Here is a 16,332-nt window from a genome sequence, read left to right as displayed (position 1 = left end):
GTCCTCCACTCGTCGGCCGACGCCTGGAGCGGGCCGTTCAAAAGGTGCGAAAGCGGGTGCGGGAGCGGTTACGGATGCGGCGACTCGGGCGCCTTGCCCGGTGCGTGGCCGCTCTGGAAAGGTGATCTCCGTGGAGAGCGGACAGCCGTTGGCGGTGGTGGCGGGTACGGACGAGGTGCTCGGGGCGGTCCCGGCGTACGAGCGGCTGCTCACCGGCGTGGAGCGGCGGCGCGCCGGCGCGTTCCTGACTCCGGCCCTGCGGGCCGACTTCATCGCCGCGCACGTCCTGGTGCGGCTCTGCGCCGCCCGGCTGCTGGACCGGTCGGCAGGCTCCCTCGTACTGGAACAGCGCTGCCCCGGCTGCGGCTCCGACGAGCACGGCAGGCCGGGCCTCGCCGGACTGCCGCAGGTGTACGTGAGCCTGTCGCACACGACGGGTGTGGTGGCCGCCGCGGCGGGCCACGCGCCGGTCGGCGTGGACGTGGAGCGGCGGACGCTGCCGGACAGCGTGCGGGGCGCGGCGGGCCGGGTGCTGAGTACGGCCGAGCGGGCGGCGATGCGCGAACACGCCGATCCGGACGCGTACTTCCTGCGCCAGTGGGTCCGCAAGGAGTGCTTCGTCAAGCTGGGCCGGACCACGCTGGGCGGGCTGGCCGCCGTGGACCTCTCGGGCCTGCCCGACGCGGAAGCCACGGTCGGTCCCCAGCGGAACCCGTCCCGCCACGGCGACCTGTACGTGCTCGACCACACCGACGCGCGCCGGGACGCCGTCGCCGCCGTGGTGAGCACGGCGCGGCCCCGGATCGGCGCGGCGGTCCCGCACACCGATCCGGAAACCCCCGCTGACCTGGGCCGGAGCACCTGACCGCAACCCCTCACGCCAGCAGCTCGGCGAGCCGCCGGCGGTTCAGCTTGCCGTTGTCGTTGTGCGGCAGTTCCTCCAGGCGGCAGATGCGGCGCGGCACCATGTGCAGCGGGACGTGCTGCCGCAGCCAGTGGCTGAACTCGTGGGCCCGCATCTCCTTGCCCAGGTAGGCGCCGAGCAGGCGCACCTCGTCCTTGACCGTCACGACCACCACGGCCGCCTCGGTCACCTCGGGGTGGCGCCGCATCGCGGCCTCCACCTCGCCCAGTTCCACCCGGTGCCCCATGATCTTGACCTGGTTGTCCAGCCGGCCGCGGTGCACCAGCCGGCCGTCCTCCCGGCGGACCCGGTCGCCGGTGCGGTACCAGTGGGCGCGGGTGAGCGGTCCGGTGCCGTCGTACGAGACGGCGGGCGCGCCCGGCTCGTGGCGGACGAACCGTCCGGCGTTGTCGGCCGGGTCCAGGTAGCCGTCGAAGCGCTGGGCGCCGCGTACGCACAGTTCGCCGTCGTCGCAGGGCTGCCCGTCCTCGTCCAGCAGGACCGCTTCCATGTGCGGGTACGGCCCGCCGATGGGCACCGTGCCGTTGGCGCTGCCCGCCGCGGCGGCCCCCGCGTCGGCGAGTTCGTGGTCGGTGCAGGTGATGGTCAGTTCGGTCGGCCCGTACAGGTTGTGGATACGGCTGCCGGGCGCGACCTCGTGCCAGCGCGCGGTCAGCTGCGCGGTGACCGGCTCCGCGCTGAAGCAGCTGTGGCGCAGCGTGGTGACCCGGCCGAGCGGCAGGTTGCCGTACCGCTCGGCGGTGGTGACCAGGGACGGTACGGAGAACCAGTGGGTGAGGCGGCGGCGCACCACGTAGTCCACGGGCCGGTACAGCTCGTCCTGGTCCGGTACCACGACGGTGGCGCCGGAGCCCCACGCGACGAACAGGTCGTACACGGACGGGTCGAAGGTCAGGCCGAACGTCTGCGACATCCGGCAGCCGGGGCCGGCCTCGTAGCGGTCGATGTTGTACGCCACGTACGGGGAGACGTTGCGGTGGCGGATCGGCACGCCCTTGGGGCGGCCGGTCGAGCCGGAGGTGAACAGCAGATACGCCTCGTCCTCCGGGTCGCCGGGGTGCGCGGGCAGGGCGTCCGCGGGCGGCTCGGGGAGGCCGTCGCCGTCCGCCGGTACGACGGTCACCACCGGCCGGAAGTCCCCGGGCAGGTCGGCGAACGTGTCGCGGTGCTCCTCGCCGACGAGCACGGCGCCGACCCCGGCGCGGGCCGCGATGTCGAGGTTGCGGGGCAGCGGGTGGTCGGCGTTGAGGGGGACGGCGGAGGAGCCGAGGCGCTGTACGGCCAGGTACGCGACGTACGCGGCGACCGTGCGGGAGGCGACCAGCGCGATCCGGGCCGGCGGGCGCGCGGGCCCGCCGGTGGCGGGCTGCCCGTCGAGGATGCGGGCCGCCAGGGCCAGCGCCCTGCGGTGCAGTTCACCGTAGGACAGGGTCCGCTCGCCCAGTTCGAGGGCCGGGGCGTCCGGCCACCGGCGGGCGGAGTCGGCGAACCACTGGTAGAGGGTGCGGTCTTCCAAGGCAGGCTCCACAGGGTCGGGCTGAGCGGTGGGCGGTGGGGCGGGCGGAGCGGCGGCACGGCTCCCGGCGGGCGGGTGGCTCACGGAGCGGCCCCCGCGGGTGTCTCCGGGGCCCCGGCTCGCTGCTCCTGCACCGATCCCATGCGTACGACCGGGCGCGCGACCGCCGCGAACAGCAGCAGCACACCGGCTCCGGCGGCCATGTACGGGACGTTGACCTGGACCAGCTTGGCCACCGCGCCGCCCGCCAGCGCGCCCAGCGGGATGGTGCCGGTGCCCACCAGCCGGTAGACGCCGTTGAGCCGGCCCAGCTGGTCGGGTGGGGTGGTGGCCTGGCGGAAGGAGACGGTCAGCGCCTGGTAGACGGCGGCGCCGAGCGCCATCAGGGCGAAGCCGGCGGCCGCCACGAGCGGGTGCCGCACCAGGCCGGTCAGCAGCATCGCGACGCCCATCAGGACCATGCCGCCGAGCGCGGCCGGGAAGGTGCCGAACCGGTCGGCCAGCCGCGCGTTGAGCAGCCCGCCGGCGATGCCGCCGAGCGCGCCGACGGCCAGGAACACGCCGAAGGCGGCTTCCGGCAGGCCCAGCCAGCGCACGACGTAGAGGACTTCGAGCGTTCCGGTGACGCCCATGAAGAAGTTCAGCGCGCCGAGCATGCCCGCGAGGGTGGCCAGCAGCCGGTCGGCGCGGAGCAGCCGTACGCCGTCCAGGATCATGGTGCGCCAGCGCGGCGCGGCACCTGGCTCCTTACGGCCCGCGGACGGCCCGGGAAACCGCGGGAGGGTGACCAGCAGGGCCACACCGAACAGGAACGACACCCCGTCGATCAGGAACGGCAGGCCCGCTCCGGCGGCGAAGGCGAGGCTGCCGAGCGGCTGCCCGGCGGAGTCGCGGAAGATCAGCTGGGCCACGTGGAGGCGCCCGTTGGCGGCGGCGAGCCGGCCGGTGTCCACCACCATCGGCAGGTACGACTGGGACGCGACGATGTGCACCGTCTCGCCCAGCCCGAGCACCGCCGCCACCGCGCAGACCACCGGCAGGCTCACCACGCCGGTGACCACCGTCAGCGTGAGGACCAGGACCGCGGCCGCGCGCATCAGGTCGACGCCGATCAGCAGCGCGCGCCGGTCGGCCAGGTCCGCCCAGACTCCGGCCAGCGGCGACAGCAGCAGCGGCAGCCAGTTGGCGACCGTCACCAGGGAGATCAGCAGCGGGTCGGTGGTGAGCGAGAGGGCGAGCAGCGGCAGGGCGGTCAGCCGTACGCCGTCGCCCAGCGCGGAGACCGCGGTGGACGCCCACAGCCGGCCGAAGGCGCCCCGGCCGGGGCCCGTCGCGGCCCCGTCCGTCATGCCCACGGTTGCTCGGTGCCGTCGCCGGACCACAGGGCGGGGCCGGCCACGGTCAGCGTCGTCGGGGCGGTCTGCCGCTGCGGGACCAGGTGCAGGCGCTGGACGTCCGCCGGGGCGTCCGCGGCCGTGTCCCGGCCGTCCTGGCACGCACAGGGCTTGGAGTCGAAGCCCGCGAACCGGTACGCGACCTCCATGATCCGGTTGCGTTCGGTGCGCCGGAAGTCGGCCTCCAGGTGCACCCCGGCCCGGTGGGCCTGGTCGGCGGTCCAGCGCAGCAGCTGGGTGCCGATGCCGAAGTTGACCACCCGGCAGGAGGTGGCGAGCAGCTTCAGGCGCCAGCTGCCCGGCTGCCGCGCCAGCAGGGCCACGCCGACCGCGCCGTGCGAGCCGAAGCGGTCCTCGACGGTGGTGATCAGCACCTCGTGGTCCGGGTCGGTGAGCAGGGCGCGCAGGTCGGCGTCCGAGTAGTGGACGCCGGTGGCGTTCATCTGGCTGGTGCGCAGGGTCAGTTCCTCGACGCGCGCGAGGTCGTCCTCGTGGGCGCGGGCGATGCGCATCCGCATGTCCAGGGTGCGCAGGAAGTCTTCGTCCGGGCCGTTGAACCCGCTCTGGGCGGCCTCCCGCCGGAACTTCTCCTGGTACATGGCCCGGCGGCGGCGTGCGTCGCTGGTGACGGTGGGCGCGAAGTCCGGCAGGTCCGGCAGGCCGGCCGCTTCCGGGGCGTCGTAGCAGCGTACGTCCGGCAGGTGGTACGTCACCTCGGCGCGCTCGGTGTGCTGGTCGTCGATGAACGCGATGGTGTTCTGCGCGAAGTTCAGCTGCTCGGCGACGGCGCGTACGGCGTCGGACTTGCGGCCCCAGCCGATGTGCGGCAGGACGAAGTACTCGGCGACGCCGAGGCTTTCCAGCCGGGCCCAGGCGTCGCCGTACTCGTTGCGGCTGGCCACCGACTGGAGGATGCCGCGCTCGTCGAGGGCTTGCAGCGTCGCCAGGACGCCGGGCCGCAGGACCGGTTCGTCGTTCTCCAGCAGGGTTCCCTGCCACAGGGTGTTGTCCAGGTCCCAGACCAGGCACTTCACCGCCGGCAGCGCGGCCGTCTCCGCCGCGTCGTCCGGGGTGTCCATCATCTCCGCCGTCGTGGTGCCCGCCATGCCGGTCATACCTCCCAGAGGGTCGCGGCCCAGGCCGCGACGGGGCTGTTGTTCAGGACGAGGACGAGGTCGCCGGGCGCCAGTTCCCCGCGGGTCAGCAGCCGGTCGAGGTTGAGCACCACGTCCATGGCGCCGGTGTGGCCGTACGCCTGGAGGTGTGCGGTGCAGACCGGGTGGACGGGCAGGCCGAGCAGGGTCTCGTAGAACTGGAAGGCGGGTGCGGTGACGTTCTGCATGAGGGTGGCGGCGACCTGTTGCCGCGCCACGCCCGCGTCCTCCAGCACCTCCCCGACCAGGCGCTTGAGGTGCTGCTGGCTGTGCAGGGCCAGTTCGAAGCGGTAGCGGTCGGCGGAGCTGACCTCCTCGCGCCACTCGTACCAGGGGGCGTTCTTGTAGTCGACCTGGAGCAGGTCGTGGAACCGGCCGTCGGTGTGCTGGCGGTGGGCGCGCAGCACCGGCCGGCCGCCGCGTACCAGGGTCATGGCGAAGGCGCCGTCGCCGACGACGGTGACCGGGTGACGCACCCGGTCCAGGGCGACCGGGCGGCTGGCGTGCGTGATCATGACGGACTGCCGGGCCGGGTCGGCGGCGAGCAGGTCCCTGGCGAGGGCCCAGGCCGCGCTGGAGCCCGTACAACCCAGGCCGTCCAGGACGAAGGAGAAGGCCGAGGTGAGCCCGGCCTCCTTCGCGATGCGGCCGGACTCGGAGCCGAGCAGCACCTCGGGGGCGCGGGCGCCGACCACCACCAGGACGTCGGGGTCCGGGGCCGCGGCGTCCCGCTCGCGCAGTTCGCGTACGGCCTGTGCCGCGAGGGCGGCGGCCGACGGTTCGCCGGCGAACCGGCCGACCGTACGGATGCCGCAGTCGCGCGCGAACTCCGCCTCTTCGCGTGGCAGTCCGGCGAACTCGTCGAGCTTCTCGACGGGCACCAGCTCGTCGGGCAGGAGGCAGTGCACCGCCCCCACCCCGACGGCCGTGTCCGTGCTGCTGCCCGTGTCCGTCGTCGTCATCCCCGGCCCGTCCGTACGTGGTCCGCGAGGAGCAGCTGGCTGATCTCCGTGCTGCCCTCGATGATCTCCATGAGTTTGGCGTCGCGGTAGGCCCGCGCCACCGGGTGGCCGTCGCGCGCCCCGCGGGAGGCCAGTACCTGGACGGCCGTGGCGGCGCCCTGGGTGGCTTCCCGGGAGGCGACGTACTTGGCGACGACGGCCTGGGTGCCCAGTTCCGGCCGGTTCTCGTCCCAGCAGAGGCTGGCGTGCTCGCAGCAGCGCAGCGCGATCTGCTCGGCGACGGCCAGTTCGGCCAGGTGCCGGGCGATGAGCTGGTGGTCGGCGAGCGGCTTGCCGAACTGTTCCCGGGTCCGCGTGTGCGCCGCCGCGCTGTCCAGGCAGGCGCGCAGGATGCCCGCGCAGCCCCAGGCGACCGAGAGCCGCCCGTAGGTGAGCGCGGCGGTGGCGAGCAGGGTGACCGGCAGGCCCGCGCCGGACAGCAGGTGGTCCGCCGGTACACGGACGTCGTCGAGGTGTACGTCGGCGTGGCCGGCGGCCCGGCAGCCCATCGGGTCCGGCACCCGCTCGATCCGTACGCCCGGCGCGTCTGCCGGTACGACCACCACGGCCGCGCCGGAGCCGTACGTCCCGAAGACCACCAGCAGGCTCGCGTAGGCGGCGCCGGTCACCCAGACCTTCGCGCCGGTGACGTGCACGGTGTCACCGTCGCGGCGGATCTCGGTGCGCATCGCCGACAGGTCGCTGCCCGCGCCGCTCTCGGAGAACGCGACGCCGGCCGTCTCGCCCCCGGTGAGCCGGGGCAGGAACGTGCCGCGCTGCGCGGCGGTGCCGAAGCGCTGCACGGTCCAGGCGGCCATGCCCTGCGAGGTCATCAGCGACCGCAGGGAGCTGCACAGGGACCCGGCGTGCGCGGTCAGCTCGCCGTTGGCGCGGCTGTCCAGGCCCAGGCCGCCGTGTTCCGTGGCGACCTGCGCGCACAGCAGTCCGCGCCGGGACGCCTCCCGTACCGTCTCCGCGGGGATCCGGCCGGTCAGGTCCCACTCCTCGGCGCGGTCGCCGACGAGGTCGCCGAGCGCGGCCCGGTCGTCCGCGGTCGCCTGTGCCGTCACTGCCCCGCCGCTCCTTCGCCGCGCAGCCGCTGGACCAGTGCGGTGATGGCCGGCACGGTACGGAAGTTGTCCAGGGTGAGGTCGTCGCCCTCGACGGTGACCTGGAACTCCTGCTCGACGTGCTGGAGCAGTTCCAGGGAGAACAGCGAGGAGAACGCCCCGGAGGCGAACAGGTCCTGGTCCAGGTCCCAGTCGCCGCCGGTGCGGGAGCCGAGGAACGCCACCAGGCGCTGCTGTACGTCCTCGGGCCCGGTCGCCGTGGCGGTCTGATGGTCGACGGTGGTCATGCGCGCGTTCCTCCGTAGGAATAGAAGCCGTTGCCGGTCTTGTGGCCGAAGTCGCCGGCCCGCACCTTGTCCAGGAGCAGGTCGCAGGCGAGGTATCCGTCGTCGCCGGTGCGGTCGTGCAGCACCTTGAGGGTGTCGACGATGTTGTCCAGGCCGATCAGGTCCGCGGTGGCCAGCGGGCCCGTACGGTGCCCGAAGCAGCCGGTGAAGACGCGGTCCACGTTCTCGGCGGAGGCGCGGCCCTCGGCGACCAGCCGGGCCGCGTCGTTGATCACCCGCATCAGGATGCGGTTGGAGACGAAGCCGGGGCCGTCGCCGACGACGATGGCCTCCCGGTCCAGCGCGGTCAGCAGCCGGTCCAGCGCCGCCATCGCCGCGTCGCCGGTGCGCGGGCCGCGGATCACCTCGACCGCCCTGATCAGGTAGGGCGGGTTCATGAAATGGGTGCCGACGACGTCCGCCGGGTGCTGGGTGTAGCCCGCCAGCTCGTCGACCGGTACGGCCGAGGTGTTGGAGGCGATCAGTGTGCCGGGGCGGACCGCCGCCGAGACGGCGCCGAGCGCCTTGACCTTGGCGTCGGTGGTCTCGGTGACCGCCTCGATGACGGCCGCCGCGGTGTCCAGCTGGTCGTACGAGGTGCTCAGGGTCAGTTCACCGTCCGGGCCCTTGGGCAGCTTGCCCAGCATCCGGGCGTGCCGCAGCTGCTGGCGTACCGCGCCGAAGGCGCGCTCCAGCCGGTCCTCGGACACGTCGATCAGCAGCACCGGGAGGCCGCGGCCCACGGCGAGCGTGGCCAGCGCGGTGCCCATGACCCCGGCGCCGACGACGGCCAGCCGGCCGTCGCCCCATCCGTCGTCCATCGTCGTCCCGTCCGTCGTTCCGTCGGTGGTCACTGGGTCAGGCGCCTTCCGTCACATCGGTCAACAAGGCCGCGAAGGTGGGGTGTCCGGCGAGGTGGCGCAGGGCCCGCAGGGCCCGTTCGCCGTCCAGGCGGGGGTTCAGGCCGCGCTCGCGCAGCCACTCCCCCCACAGCCGGCCTTCCACGTCCACCCGTGGCGTGTCCAGGTCGTGGGTCTCGTACAGGGCCATGGTGGACAGCACCGGGTCGCCGGTCTCCAGCGCCCGCCGGCCCGCCAGCCGCGCCCACTCCGCGACCGGTACGCCGCGGGTCGGTGTGCCGAGCGCGGCCAGTTCGGCGAAGAGCGCGGAGAAGGTGGTGGCTTCCTCGCCGACCAGGTGGTAGGCGCGGCCCGCCGAGCCGGGCTCCCGGCCGAGCTGGACGACGGCGCGGGCCACCAGGTCGATGGGGGCCACCGGCAGCGGCATGTCGTCGGCCGGGTGGGCGCCGACGGCCAGGCACGCGGCGACCAGCCGCCAGAGCATGTCCAGGTCGTTGCAGGCGCCGGTGGTGGTGTCGCCGCCGATCAGGCCGGGGCGGAAGACCCGGACCCGCATCCCGTCCCGTTCGGCCTTGTCGAGGAGGCGTTCGCTGACCCACTTGGAGATGCCGTAGCCGCCGGCCTCGGGGTCCAGCGGCTGTTCGCGGCGTTCCAGCAGCCGGCCTTCGGAGCCGAGGGCCTGGCCGCAGGCGGCGAGGGTGGAGATGTAGCTGATGTCGGTGATGCCGTGGCGGCGCATCCAGCCGAGGAGGTGGTACGTGGCCAGGGTGTTGGCCGGGCGCAGCACCTCGTACGGCTCGGTGAAGACGACGTGGGCGCCGCAGTGCACGACGTGGCCGGTGCGGCGGGCGAGTTCGCCGTCGCGGTAGGTCTCGCACACCTCGGCGATGTCCCGCAGGTCGCCGGGGACGACGTGGACGCGTGCCGGGTCGGGCTCGGGGAGCCGGAAGCGGGCGGCGGCCTCGCGCAGGCGCCGGCGGCCGTGGTCCTCGTCGTCGGCGCGGACCAGGCAGTAGACGCGGCTGTCGCGGTAGCCGGGGTCCGTCAGGAGTTCGTGCAGCAGGAAGGCGCCGACGAAGCCGGTGGCGCCGGTGAGCAGTACGTCCGTGCCGGGCGGGGTGTCGCGCGGCGTCAGGGGCGGGAGTTCGAGGGCCAGGTCGGCATCGATGAGGGCGGCGTCGGAGGGGTGCGCCGCGGGGGCCTCGCCGGTGGTGCCGGTGTCCGTACGGCCGGTGTCTCCAGCCTCCGTACGGGCTCCGCGGACCGCCTCGGCGACGCGGGCGACGGTGGCCCGGCTGCCGCCGGTGCGGTGGAGGTTGAGCAGGGTGCCGTACCGCTCCTGCACTTCGAGCGTCATCCGCAGGCCGAGCAGGGACGTGCCGCCGAGGGCGCCGAACTCGTCGTGCAGGCCGATGCCGCCGATGCCGAACAGTTCCTCCCAGAGGGCGGTCAGTTCGCCTTCGAGGCCGGTGGGCGCACTCGCCGCGGTCCGGCCCGCCGGTACCGGTTCGGCGGTGCCCGGCACGGTGAACACCGAGTCGTCCAGGGCCGAACAGCGGCGCCGGGTGAACGGGTACGTGGGCAGCGGGACGCGGCGGCCGGTGCCGTCGTCGAGTGCGCGGGCGTCCACCGGGACGCCGTGCAGCCAGGCGTCCGCGAGCGCCGCGGCGATCCGCCCGTCCCGGGCGGCACGGTCCTCGGCCGGGTCGACGGGCAGCACGTACCGGCCGGGTCCGTTCTCGCCGTCGCCGACGACCAGGAGGTAGGCGTCGGCGGGCAGCGCGGCGGGCACGGTGGCGTGCTGCTCGGTGCGGCGGCCCAGGGCCGCCAGCAGCGCGGTGCGCAGCTCCTCGGCGTGCTCACCGGCCGCCGTGACGGCCAGCACCGGGCGGCGCGTCTCGCTGCGGACCGTACGGGCGGCCGGCGGCCGGGGCAGGCGCAGGGCGGCGGCCAGCCGGTCGGGGGCCGCGGTGACCACCCGGCGCTCGGTGAAGTCCTGCCGTCCGACGCGCAGGGTGTGGGCGATGTCCCCGGCCGGGGCCCGGTCCTGGTCGATCTCGTCGGCCAGGTTGCGGGAGAGCGCGTCCAGTTCGGTACGGGTCCGGGCGGAGAGCTGGAGCCGTACGACGGGCCGGGCGGGCGCGGAGGGGCGCACCGGCTCCGGCGGCGGGGCGAGGACGACGGAGGCGTTGGCGCCGCCCAGGCCCATCGAGTTCACCAGCACCCGGCGGCCGGCGTCGGTGCACCGCTCCAGCTCGGTGGGGACGCGGAACGGGCTGTCGGCGAGGACACCGGGGTCCCGGGCGTGCTCGAACATCGGGTGCGGCACCAGATGGCCGGTACGGGCGATGTGGACCGCCTTGATCAGGCCGGCGATGCCGGCGGCCGATCCGGCGTGCCCGATGTTCGCCTTGACCGTGCCGAGCGCGCAGTGACCGCGGTCGGCGGCGCGGCCGCCCGCGGCGCGCAGGCCGTCGATGAGGCCGCGCAGTTCGACCTGGTCGCCCAGGGGCGTGCCGGAGCCGTGCGCCTCCACGTACCGCAGGTCCGCCGGGTCGGTCCCGGCCACCGTCAGCGCGGCGGAGACGACCGAGGCCAGGCCGTCGGGGCTGGGCGCGGTGAAGCCGGGCCGGTGGGCGCCGTCGTTGCCGACCGCGCTGCCGCCGATCACCGCGAGGACCGGGTCGCCGTCGGCGAGCGCGTCGGCGAGGCGGCGCAGCACGACGACGCCGATGCCGGAGCCCGCGCCCGTGCCGGTGGAGCGGATGTCGAAGGCGCGGCAGAAGCCGTCCTCGGAGAGCACGCCGCCGGGCTGATACCGGTACCCGACGGACGGGTACGACAGTCCGCTGCCGCCCGCCAGGGCGATGTCGCACTCCTCCGACAGCAGGCTCAGGACCGCGTAGTGCACGGCGGTCAGCGAGGAGGAGCAGGCGGTCTGCACGGCCAGCGACGGGCCGCGCAGACCGAGCTTGTAGGAGACCCGGGGCGCCATGAAGTCGATGCCGCCGCCCAGCTGGGTGGCCAGGTCGTCGAAGGCGGCGGGGCCTTCCGTACGGGCGCGGGCGTACTGGAGCAGGGTGTTGTACGAGCTGTTGCTCGCCCCGGCGAACACACCGACCTGCGGTCCGTGCGCACCGTTCGGCAGGTGCCCGGCCCGCTCCAGGCCCTCCCGGCACGCCTCCAGGAAGAGGCGCTGCTGCGGGTCGATCAGCTCGGCCTCGACGGGGGTGTACCCGAAGAACTCGGCGGCGAACAGCTCCGGGTCCCCGATCCAGCCGGACCGGGTCACGAAGCCCGGGGCGGCGGCCGTCTGTGCGGACACACCGCAGCGGCGCAGGTCCTCGGCGGGGATGTCCCGGAGCGAGACCACGCCCTTGTCGAGGTTGCTCCAGAACTCCTCCGGTGTCGCGGCCTCCGGGAACCGGCAGCCGACGCCCACCACCGCTACGGCGGTCTCACTGTTCATCGCGCGGCGGACCCTTCCGGCTGCTGCGGGCCGGTGGCGTCCGCGGTGTCCGTACGGCCGCGCCGGGCACTGCCGAGCAGCCGGCCGCGGCCGGCCGGGGCCGCCGCGGGCGCCGGGGCCTCGGGCTCGTACGACGGGTCCAGCAGCCGGGCCTGGGCGCGCACCGTGTCGTGCCGGAACAGCTCGGCGACCTCCAGCTCGCGCCCGGTCTGGTCGGACAGCTCGTCGCTGAGCATCACCAGCAGCATCGAGTTGCCGCCCGCTTCGAAGAAGCCGGTGTCCAGGGGCGCGTCGTCGACGCCCAGCACGTCCTGCCACGCCCGGCGGACGAGCTGGAGCGGGTCAGCGGGTATGGACGCGCTGTCTTCGGGGTTCGCCACGGGGGCCTCCGGGAGGGTGGTGGATTCAGACACGCCGCGCCGCCGCGGTGTCGAAGAACTCGCGGGACCGGGCCATCGCCCGGCCGACCTTGTCGTAGGCGTTCTCCGGGTCGGAGAACGGGCCGACCTCGACGCCGATCCAGCCGGCGCCGACGGCGAGCAGCTGTTCGGTGAAGGCGGCCATGTCGGCGACGCCCTCACCCGGCACCAGGTGTTCGTGGTACGTGCCGTTGGAGTCGGAGTAGTCCACGCTGTTGACCCGGCCGGGCAGCCGACCCACCTCGGACGCGGCCACGCCGGCGACGACGAGGTGGGACACGTCGACGTTCGCCCGGAGGGCCGGGGAGCCGACGTCGTCCAGCAGCCGTACGAGGTCGTCGACGTCGGTGACCAGGGAGGTCTCCATCGGCTCGGGTTTGACGCTGAGCGCGATGCCGCGCGCCTCGGCGTAGTCCGCGAGCCGCCGGACCGAGGCGGCCAGCAGCTGCCACTGCGCCTCCTCGGGCCACATGGCGCGCCAGAACCAGTCGCCGAGGAGCAGTTTCATGACCTCGCCGCCGAGTTCCCTGGTGAGGTCGACATGCGCCTCGGCCCGCTTGAGGTGGAACTCGCGTACGACGTCGCGGAAATCACTGAGGCCGAAGGCGTGACAGGCCGTCAGGCTGATCGGCAGGCCCACCGCGTCGGCGTCGTTGCGGAATTGCAGCAGCCGTTCCTGCTCCAGTTCCATCGCCTCTTCGACGATGCAGATCCATTCGGCGCCGAGTTCCGCGGCGGCCCGCCACGCGTCCTTGCCCTGGTACGGGGAACCGTAGAACGCCTGGTCCACCAGCAGCCCGAGGCTTACTTGACTGGTCATGGATTGTTCCGCTCCTAGTCGGTGCGCGTCCCGGCGGTCGGCCGGAAGAGCTTCGGTCTTCTCCCGCGGAAAAGACCCGGCGCGAAATTCCGTGGTCCGAAGTGGTGGTGGTGCCGTGACGGGCGCGCCGTGCGGGTACGGGGCGGCGTATTCCTGCCGCACCGCACACCGGTGCGCGTGCCGGGCCCCGGCCGTTCTGGGCAGGCCGCGGACCGCTCACGGAGATCGACGAGTGTGGGTGATTTCGTGCCGTACGCCGGGGCCCGCTACGAGGCGGTGGCCACCCGGCGGCGTGGTGGTGCGGTGCGGCGGCCGGCAGCACACCGGATCGCGCCGTCGAAGCGGTCGCCGGTGCTGGTCACCGCGTCCGCTCTCACGTCGATTGCCATCATTCGCGCCCCCGTCGGCCAATGATTCTGATGACCTGTTCCGGCCCTGTCGAACACCGGGATGCTAGCACGCGTCCCTGAGAGCACCCTATGGCGAAATGTCACTCGATGCCGAAGTGTCCAACCACGTAAGCCCAGCTCAGAGGGGGTGGTTGGACGAAGCAACCGAAAGCGGGAGCCGACGGTCCGAACGGGTCCGGCCAGGCTGGGCCGGCGGCGTGGACACCGCGGCGGCGCACGCCCCGCGCGCCTTTCGAGCGCCCCAGTGAAGTTCCGGTTCCGCTTGTCCCGGGAGGCCGGAAAAGGTTGCGCGGTGGATCACGGCTGGAGTTAACTGGTCGCGTTGAACGGGGGCCGGAAAAAGGGCTGGCCGTCACGCCCGGCCCGCCGTCCCGCCGGTGCGGGCGCATTACGCGGCCCGGCACCGCCGTTCCTCTCTTCGCGGCCCGTCCGCCGCATTCCACGCCGCTGTCCCGGAGCCCACCGGCCTTTTCGGGAGCGGCACCTCACAGAGGAGACGTCATACATGTCACGGGGAACCGCTGTGCCGCCGAATGCACGCGAGGAATACGAACGCAGCGGATGGCTGTCCGTGCCCGGCCGGCTCCCGGCGGACGCCTTGGAAAAGGTTCGGGAAAGCATCGCGGCGATTTCCCGCACCGAACGGCCGGAAGTGGTGCAGGAAGCGGGCAGTGACACGGTACGGGCGCTGCACGGCTGCCACGGTTACGACGAGGTGTGCGCGCAGCTCGTACGGCATCCCCTGCTGCTCGACCTGGCCGAGGAACTGGTCGGCGACCGGGTGTACGTGTACCAGTTCAAGGTGAACATCAAGAGCCCGCGCGAGGGCCAGGAGTGGCCCTGGCACCAGGACTTCGCGTTCTGGGCGCACGAGGACGGCATGCCGGCGGCGGACGCGGTGAACATCGCCGTCAACCTGGACGAGGTGCACGAGCACAACGGTCCGCTGACGGTGCTCACCGGTTCGCACCGGCTCGGCCTGATCGAGGCGCCGGAGGCGGCGCGGGCCGTCACCGGCCGCGACTGGCACGAGCATGTGTCGGCGCGGCTGACGCACACCGTGCCGGACGCGCGGGTGCGGGAACTCGCCGCGGAGTTCCCGGCGGTGAAGATGACCGGCCCGGCGGGCGCGATCACCGCCTTCCACCCGAGCATCGTGCACTCGTCCACCGACAACCTCTCGGACGACCGGCGCGCGGTGCTGCTGATCACGTACAACTCGGTGCGCAACGCGCCGACGCGGCCGACCCGCCCGGACTTCCTGGTCGGGCGGGACACCACTCCGGTGGAGCGCCTCGCCGGCGCCCTGGCGTAGCCGCGGCGGAGGCCCGCACCGTACGCGGTGCGGGCCTCCGTCCGTTCAGCGCGTGGCGCCCCGGCCCAGCGGCCGCCCGTCCAGCAGGCCGGGAACGGAGCGCAGCAGGCCCAGGAAGCCGTCCAGGTGCCCGGCCAGTTCCGTACGGCCGTACAGCCCGTCGTTGCCGTCGAAGGAGACCTGGAGGCCCTGGCCGTCCAGCCGGTCGTACACATTGACGGTCAGGTCCTCGACCGGGCCCGCGGCCAGGTTGTGGACCGTGGCGGGGTGGCCCGCGTAGCCGGAGCCGAAGCCGAAGGACATGATGTTGACGTCGGGGCCGAACTGCTTGCGGCCCTCGGGCAGTCCGGGCAGCTCCCGCACCAGGCGCTCCTGCGGGTAGCGCTGGTGGGTGACGGCCTCGTCGAGCCGCACCGAGAGGTCGGCGACGACCTCGGCGAACGTGCGCTCCGGCGCCACCGTGACGCGCAGGGGCACCGTGTTCGTCAGCATGGCCGGTACGCGGCGCAGCATCGGGTCGGTGCGTCCGGTGACCGGCAGGCCCAGGACCACCTCGCGGACGCCCGTCGCACGGTGCAGCTGCACGGCGACGGCGGCCAGCACGACCTCGGGCCAGGTCACCTCCAGGCGGCGGGCCGCGGCGCGCAGGGCGTCCACGTCACCGGGGCCGAGGTGGCCGCTGTGCCGTACGTAGGAGCGGGTGCGCGGCGGCTGCCGTTCCGTGAGGCTCGCGACCTCGGTCTGGTCCGCCATCCGCGCGAGCCAGTACCGGCGGTCCGCCTCGAACTCCGGCGACTCCTGGTAGGCGCTGTCCGCCGCGACGGCCTCGGCGAGCGTGCCGGGCGGGCGGGGGCGGCGCGGGCGGCCGGTGGCCAGGGCCGTGTAGACGTCGGCGACATGCGCGGCGACGAGTGACAGGCCGAAGCCGTCCACGACGACGTGGTGGGCTGCGCGGTACCAGAAGTACCGTTCGGGGCCCGCCTTGAACAGCGCCCAGCTGAACAGCGGTCCGGTGGCGAGGTCGTACGGCCCGGCCAGGTCCTGGCGCATCCGGTGTTCGGCGGCGGCGCGCGGGTCCGGCTCGGCGCTGACGTCCTCGTACCGCAGCGGTACGTCCACCGTGTCGTCGATGTCCTGGCAGAGCCCTTCCTCGCCGAGGCCGAAGCGGGCGCGCAGGGCCGGGGTCGCGGCCACCACCTCGCGCAGCGCGGCCTCGAAGAGCGCGGGGTCTACGGGGCCTTCGATGTCGCAGTACTCGGCGATGTTGAAGGACCGGTCGTCCGGGTCGAGTTGCTGGGCGACCCAGACGCCGGTCTGGGCCGCGGACAGGGCCAGCCGTGCGGTCATGCGGCGACCCGCAGTTCGCCGACGAACGCCACGACGCTGTCCAGGCTGTGGAACTTCTCGGCGAGCGGGGTGTCGCCGGGCATGACGACGCCGTAGCGCTTCTCGATAAAGGCACCGAGCCGGGCGACGGAGAGCGAGTCGAGAATCCCCCATTCCAGCAGCGGGGTGTCGGCTTCGACCGTACCCTGGCCTTTGAGGACGTTCTCCTCGATGAATCCCTTGACAGCGTCAAAGGTCTCGCTATCCTTCATTTATCTCCCCCACGTTGATGTCAGGTTTCCGTCGGCATTCTCGCCGCATTCTCCC

General features: G+C 73.6%; 15 protein-coding genes. 3 read left to right on the top strand and 12 right to left on the bottom strand.

What is annotated here, in order from left to right:
- The first annotated feature begins 130 nt into the window (after positions 1-130).
- Positions 131-865 carry a 4'-phosphopantetheinyl transferase family protein gene (locus ACZ53K_RS11285; protein WP_468834104.1) on the top strand — a complete coding sequence of 245 codons (735 nt, stop codon included), beginning with the start codon at positions 131-133 and terminating at the stop codon, positions 863-865.
- 10 nt (positions 866-875) lie between these two features.
- Here ACZ53K_RS11285 and ACZ53K_RS11280 read toward each other — a convergent pair whose 3' ends face one another.
- The 10 genes from ACZ53K_RS11280 to ACZ53K_RS11235 all read right to left on the bottom strand — a co-directional run bounded on the left by ACZ53K_RS11280 (position 876) and on the right by ACZ53K_RS11235 (position 12,954).
- A complete protein-coding gene (locus ACZ53K_RS11280; protein WP_468834101.1) occupies positions 876-2,441 on the bottom strand; it encodes an amino acid adenylation domain-containing protein in 1,566 nt (521 codons plus the stop codon).
- A gap of 80 nt (positions 2,442-2,521) precedes the next feature.
- Entirely contained in the window at positions 2,522-3,790 is a 1,269-nt protein-coding gene (locus ACZ53K_RS11275) for an MFS transporter (RefSeq protein WP_468834099.1), read from the bottom strand.
- Positions 3,787-4,950, bottom strand: coding sequence for an HAD-IIIC family phosphatase (locus ACZ53K_RS11270; RefSeq protein ID WP_468834096.1), 1,164 nt, complete (start codon positions 4,948-4,950; stop codon positions 3,787-3,789). Before ACZ53K_RS11270 ends, ACZ53K_RS11275 begins: the two co-directional genes overlap by 4 nt.
- Entirely contained in the window at positions 4,947-5,951 is a 1,005-nt protein-coding gene (locus ACZ53K_RS11265; RefSeq protein ID WP_468834094.1) for a 3-oxoacyl-[acyl-carrier-protein] synthase III C-terminal domain-containing protein, read from the bottom strand. Before ACZ53K_RS11265 ends, ACZ53K_RS11270 begins: the two co-directional genes overlap by 4 nt.
- Positions 5,948-7,060: an acyl-CoA dehydrogenase family protein gene (locus ACZ53K_RS11260; RefSeq protein ID WP_468834092.1), complete on the bottom strand. Its 1,113-nt coding sequence runs from the start codon at positions 7,058-7,060 to the stop codon at positions 5,948-5,950. Before ACZ53K_RS11260 ends, ACZ53K_RS11265 begins: the two co-directional genes overlap by 4 nt.
- Positions 7,057-7,347 carry an acyl carrier protein gene (locus tag ACZ53K_RS11255; protein ID WP_468834089.1) on the bottom strand — a complete coding sequence of 97 codons (291 nt, stop codon included), beginning with the start codon at positions 7,345-7,347 and terminating at the stop codon, positions 7,057-7,059. The genes ACZ53K_RS11260 and ACZ53K_RS11255 overlap by 4 nt, the downstream gene beginning before the upstream one ends.
- Positions 7,344-8,207, bottom strand: coding sequence for a 3-hydroxyacyl-CoA dehydrogenase family protein (locus ACZ53K_RS11250; protein WP_468834533.1), 864 nt, complete (start codon positions 8,205-8,207; stop codon positions 7,344-7,346). Before ACZ53K_RS11250 ends, ACZ53K_RS11255 begins: the two co-directional genes overlap by 4 nt.
- 37 nt (positions 8,208-8,244) lie before the next feature.
- Positions 8,245-11,715, bottom strand: a complete 3,471-nt coding sequence (locus tag ACZ53K_RS11245) for a thioester reductase domain-containing protein (RefSeq protein ID WP_468834086.1) — start codon at positions 11,713-11,715, stop codon at positions 8,245-8,247.
- Positions 11,712-12,095 carry an acyl carrier protein gene (locus tag ACZ53K_RS11240; protein WP_468834084.1) on the bottom strand — a complete coding sequence of 128 codons (384 nt, stop codon included), beginning with the start codon at positions 12,093-12,095 and terminating at the stop codon, positions 11,712-11,714. The genes ACZ53K_RS11245 and ACZ53K_RS11240 overlap by 4 nt, the downstream gene beginning before the upstream one ends.
- Positions 12,096-12,120: 25 nt before the next feature.
- Entirely contained in the window at positions 12,121-12,954 is an 834-nt protein-coding gene (locus ACZ53K_RS11235; protein WP_468834083.1) for a sugar phosphate isomerase/epimerase family protein, read from the bottom strand.
- 234 nt (positions 12,955-13,188) lie between these two features.
- Between ACZ53K_RS11235 and ACZ53K_RS11230 the strand changes: the two genes are divergently transcribed.
- Positions 13,189-13,368, top strand: coding sequence for a hypothetical protein (locus ACZ53K_RS11230; RefSeq protein WP_468834080.1), 180 nt, complete (start codon positions 13,189-13,191; stop codon positions 13,366-13,368).
- Between the two features lie 501 nt (positions 13,369-13,869).
- Complete coding sequence (locus tag ACZ53K_RS11225; RefSeq protein ID WP_468834079.1) at positions 13,870-14,679, top strand: phytanoyl-CoA dioxygenase family protein; 810 nt, start codon at positions 13,870-13,872, stop codon at positions 14,677-14,679.
- A gap of 45 nt (positions 14,680-14,724) precedes the next feature.
- Here the strand turns inward: ACZ53K_RS11225 and ACZ53K_RS11220 are convergent, their stop codons facing one another.
- Both ACZ53K_RS11220 and ACZ53K_RS11215 read right to left on the bottom strand, forming a co-directional pair.
- Complete coding sequence (locus tag ACZ53K_RS11220) at positions 14,725-16,026, bottom strand: condensation domain-containing protein (protein WP_468834076.1); 1,302 nt, start codon at positions 16,024-16,026, stop codon at positions 14,725-14,727.
- Positions 16,023-16,277, bottom strand: a complete 255-nt coding sequence (locus ACZ53K_RS11215; protein WP_468834074.1) for an acyl carrier protein — start codon at positions 16,275-16,277, stop codon at positions 16,023-16,025. Before ACZ53K_RS11215 ends, ACZ53K_RS11220 begins: the two co-directional genes overlap by 4 nt.
- Positions 16,278-16,332 lie beyond the last annotated feature (55 nt).

It is taken from the genome of Streptomyces sp. NPDC033221, from assembly GCF_055577005.1.
The sequence above is the reverse complement of the archived record's forward strand: the minus strand, read 5'-3'. Positions and strand labels throughout refer to the sequence as shown.

Bases quoted from the DNA above. Each gene is read 5' to 3' on its own strand.
- ACZ53K_RS11275 (WP_468834099.1), bottom strand. From the start codon at position 3,790: ATGACGGACGGGGCCGCGACGGGCCCCGGCCGGGGCGCCTTCGGCCGG.
- ACZ53K_RS11270 (WP_468834096.1), bottom strand. From the start codon at position 4,950: ATGACCGGCATGGCGGGCACCACGACGGCGGAGATGATGGACACCCCG.
- ACZ53K_RS11265 (WP_468834094.1), bottom strand. From the start codon at position 5,951: ATGACGACGACGGACACGGGCAGCAGCACGGACACGGCCGTCGGGGTG.
- ACZ53K_RS11255 (WP_468834089.1), bottom strand. From the start codon at position 7,347: ATGACCACCGTCGACCATCAGACCGCCACGGCGACCGGGCCCGAGGAC.
- ACZ53K_RS11250 (WP_468834533.1), bottom strand. From the start codon at position 8,207: ATGGACGACGGATGGGGCGACGGCCGGCTGGCCGTCGTCGGCGCCGGG.
- ACZ53K_RS11245 (WP_468834086.1), bottom strand. From the start codon at position 11,715: ATGAACAGTGAGACCGCCGTAGCGGTGGTGGGCGTCGGCTGCCGGTTC.
- ACZ53K_RS11235 (WP_468834083.1), bottom strand. From the start codon at position 12,954: ATGACCAGTCAAGTAAGCCTCGGGCTGCTGGTGGACCAGGCGTTCTAC.
- ACZ53K_RS11225 (WP_468834079.1), top strand. From the start codon at position 13,870: ATGTCACGGGGAACCGCTGTGCCGCCGAATGCACGCGAGGAATACGAA.
- ACZ53K_RS11220 (WP_468834076.1), bottom strand. From the start codon at position 16,026: ATGACCGCACGGCTGGCCCTGTCCGCGGCCCAGACCGGCGTCTGGGTC.
- ACZ53K_RS11215 (WP_468834074.1), bottom strand. From the start codon at position 16,277: ATGAAGGATAGCGAGACCTTTGACGCTGTCAAGGGATTCATCGAGGAG.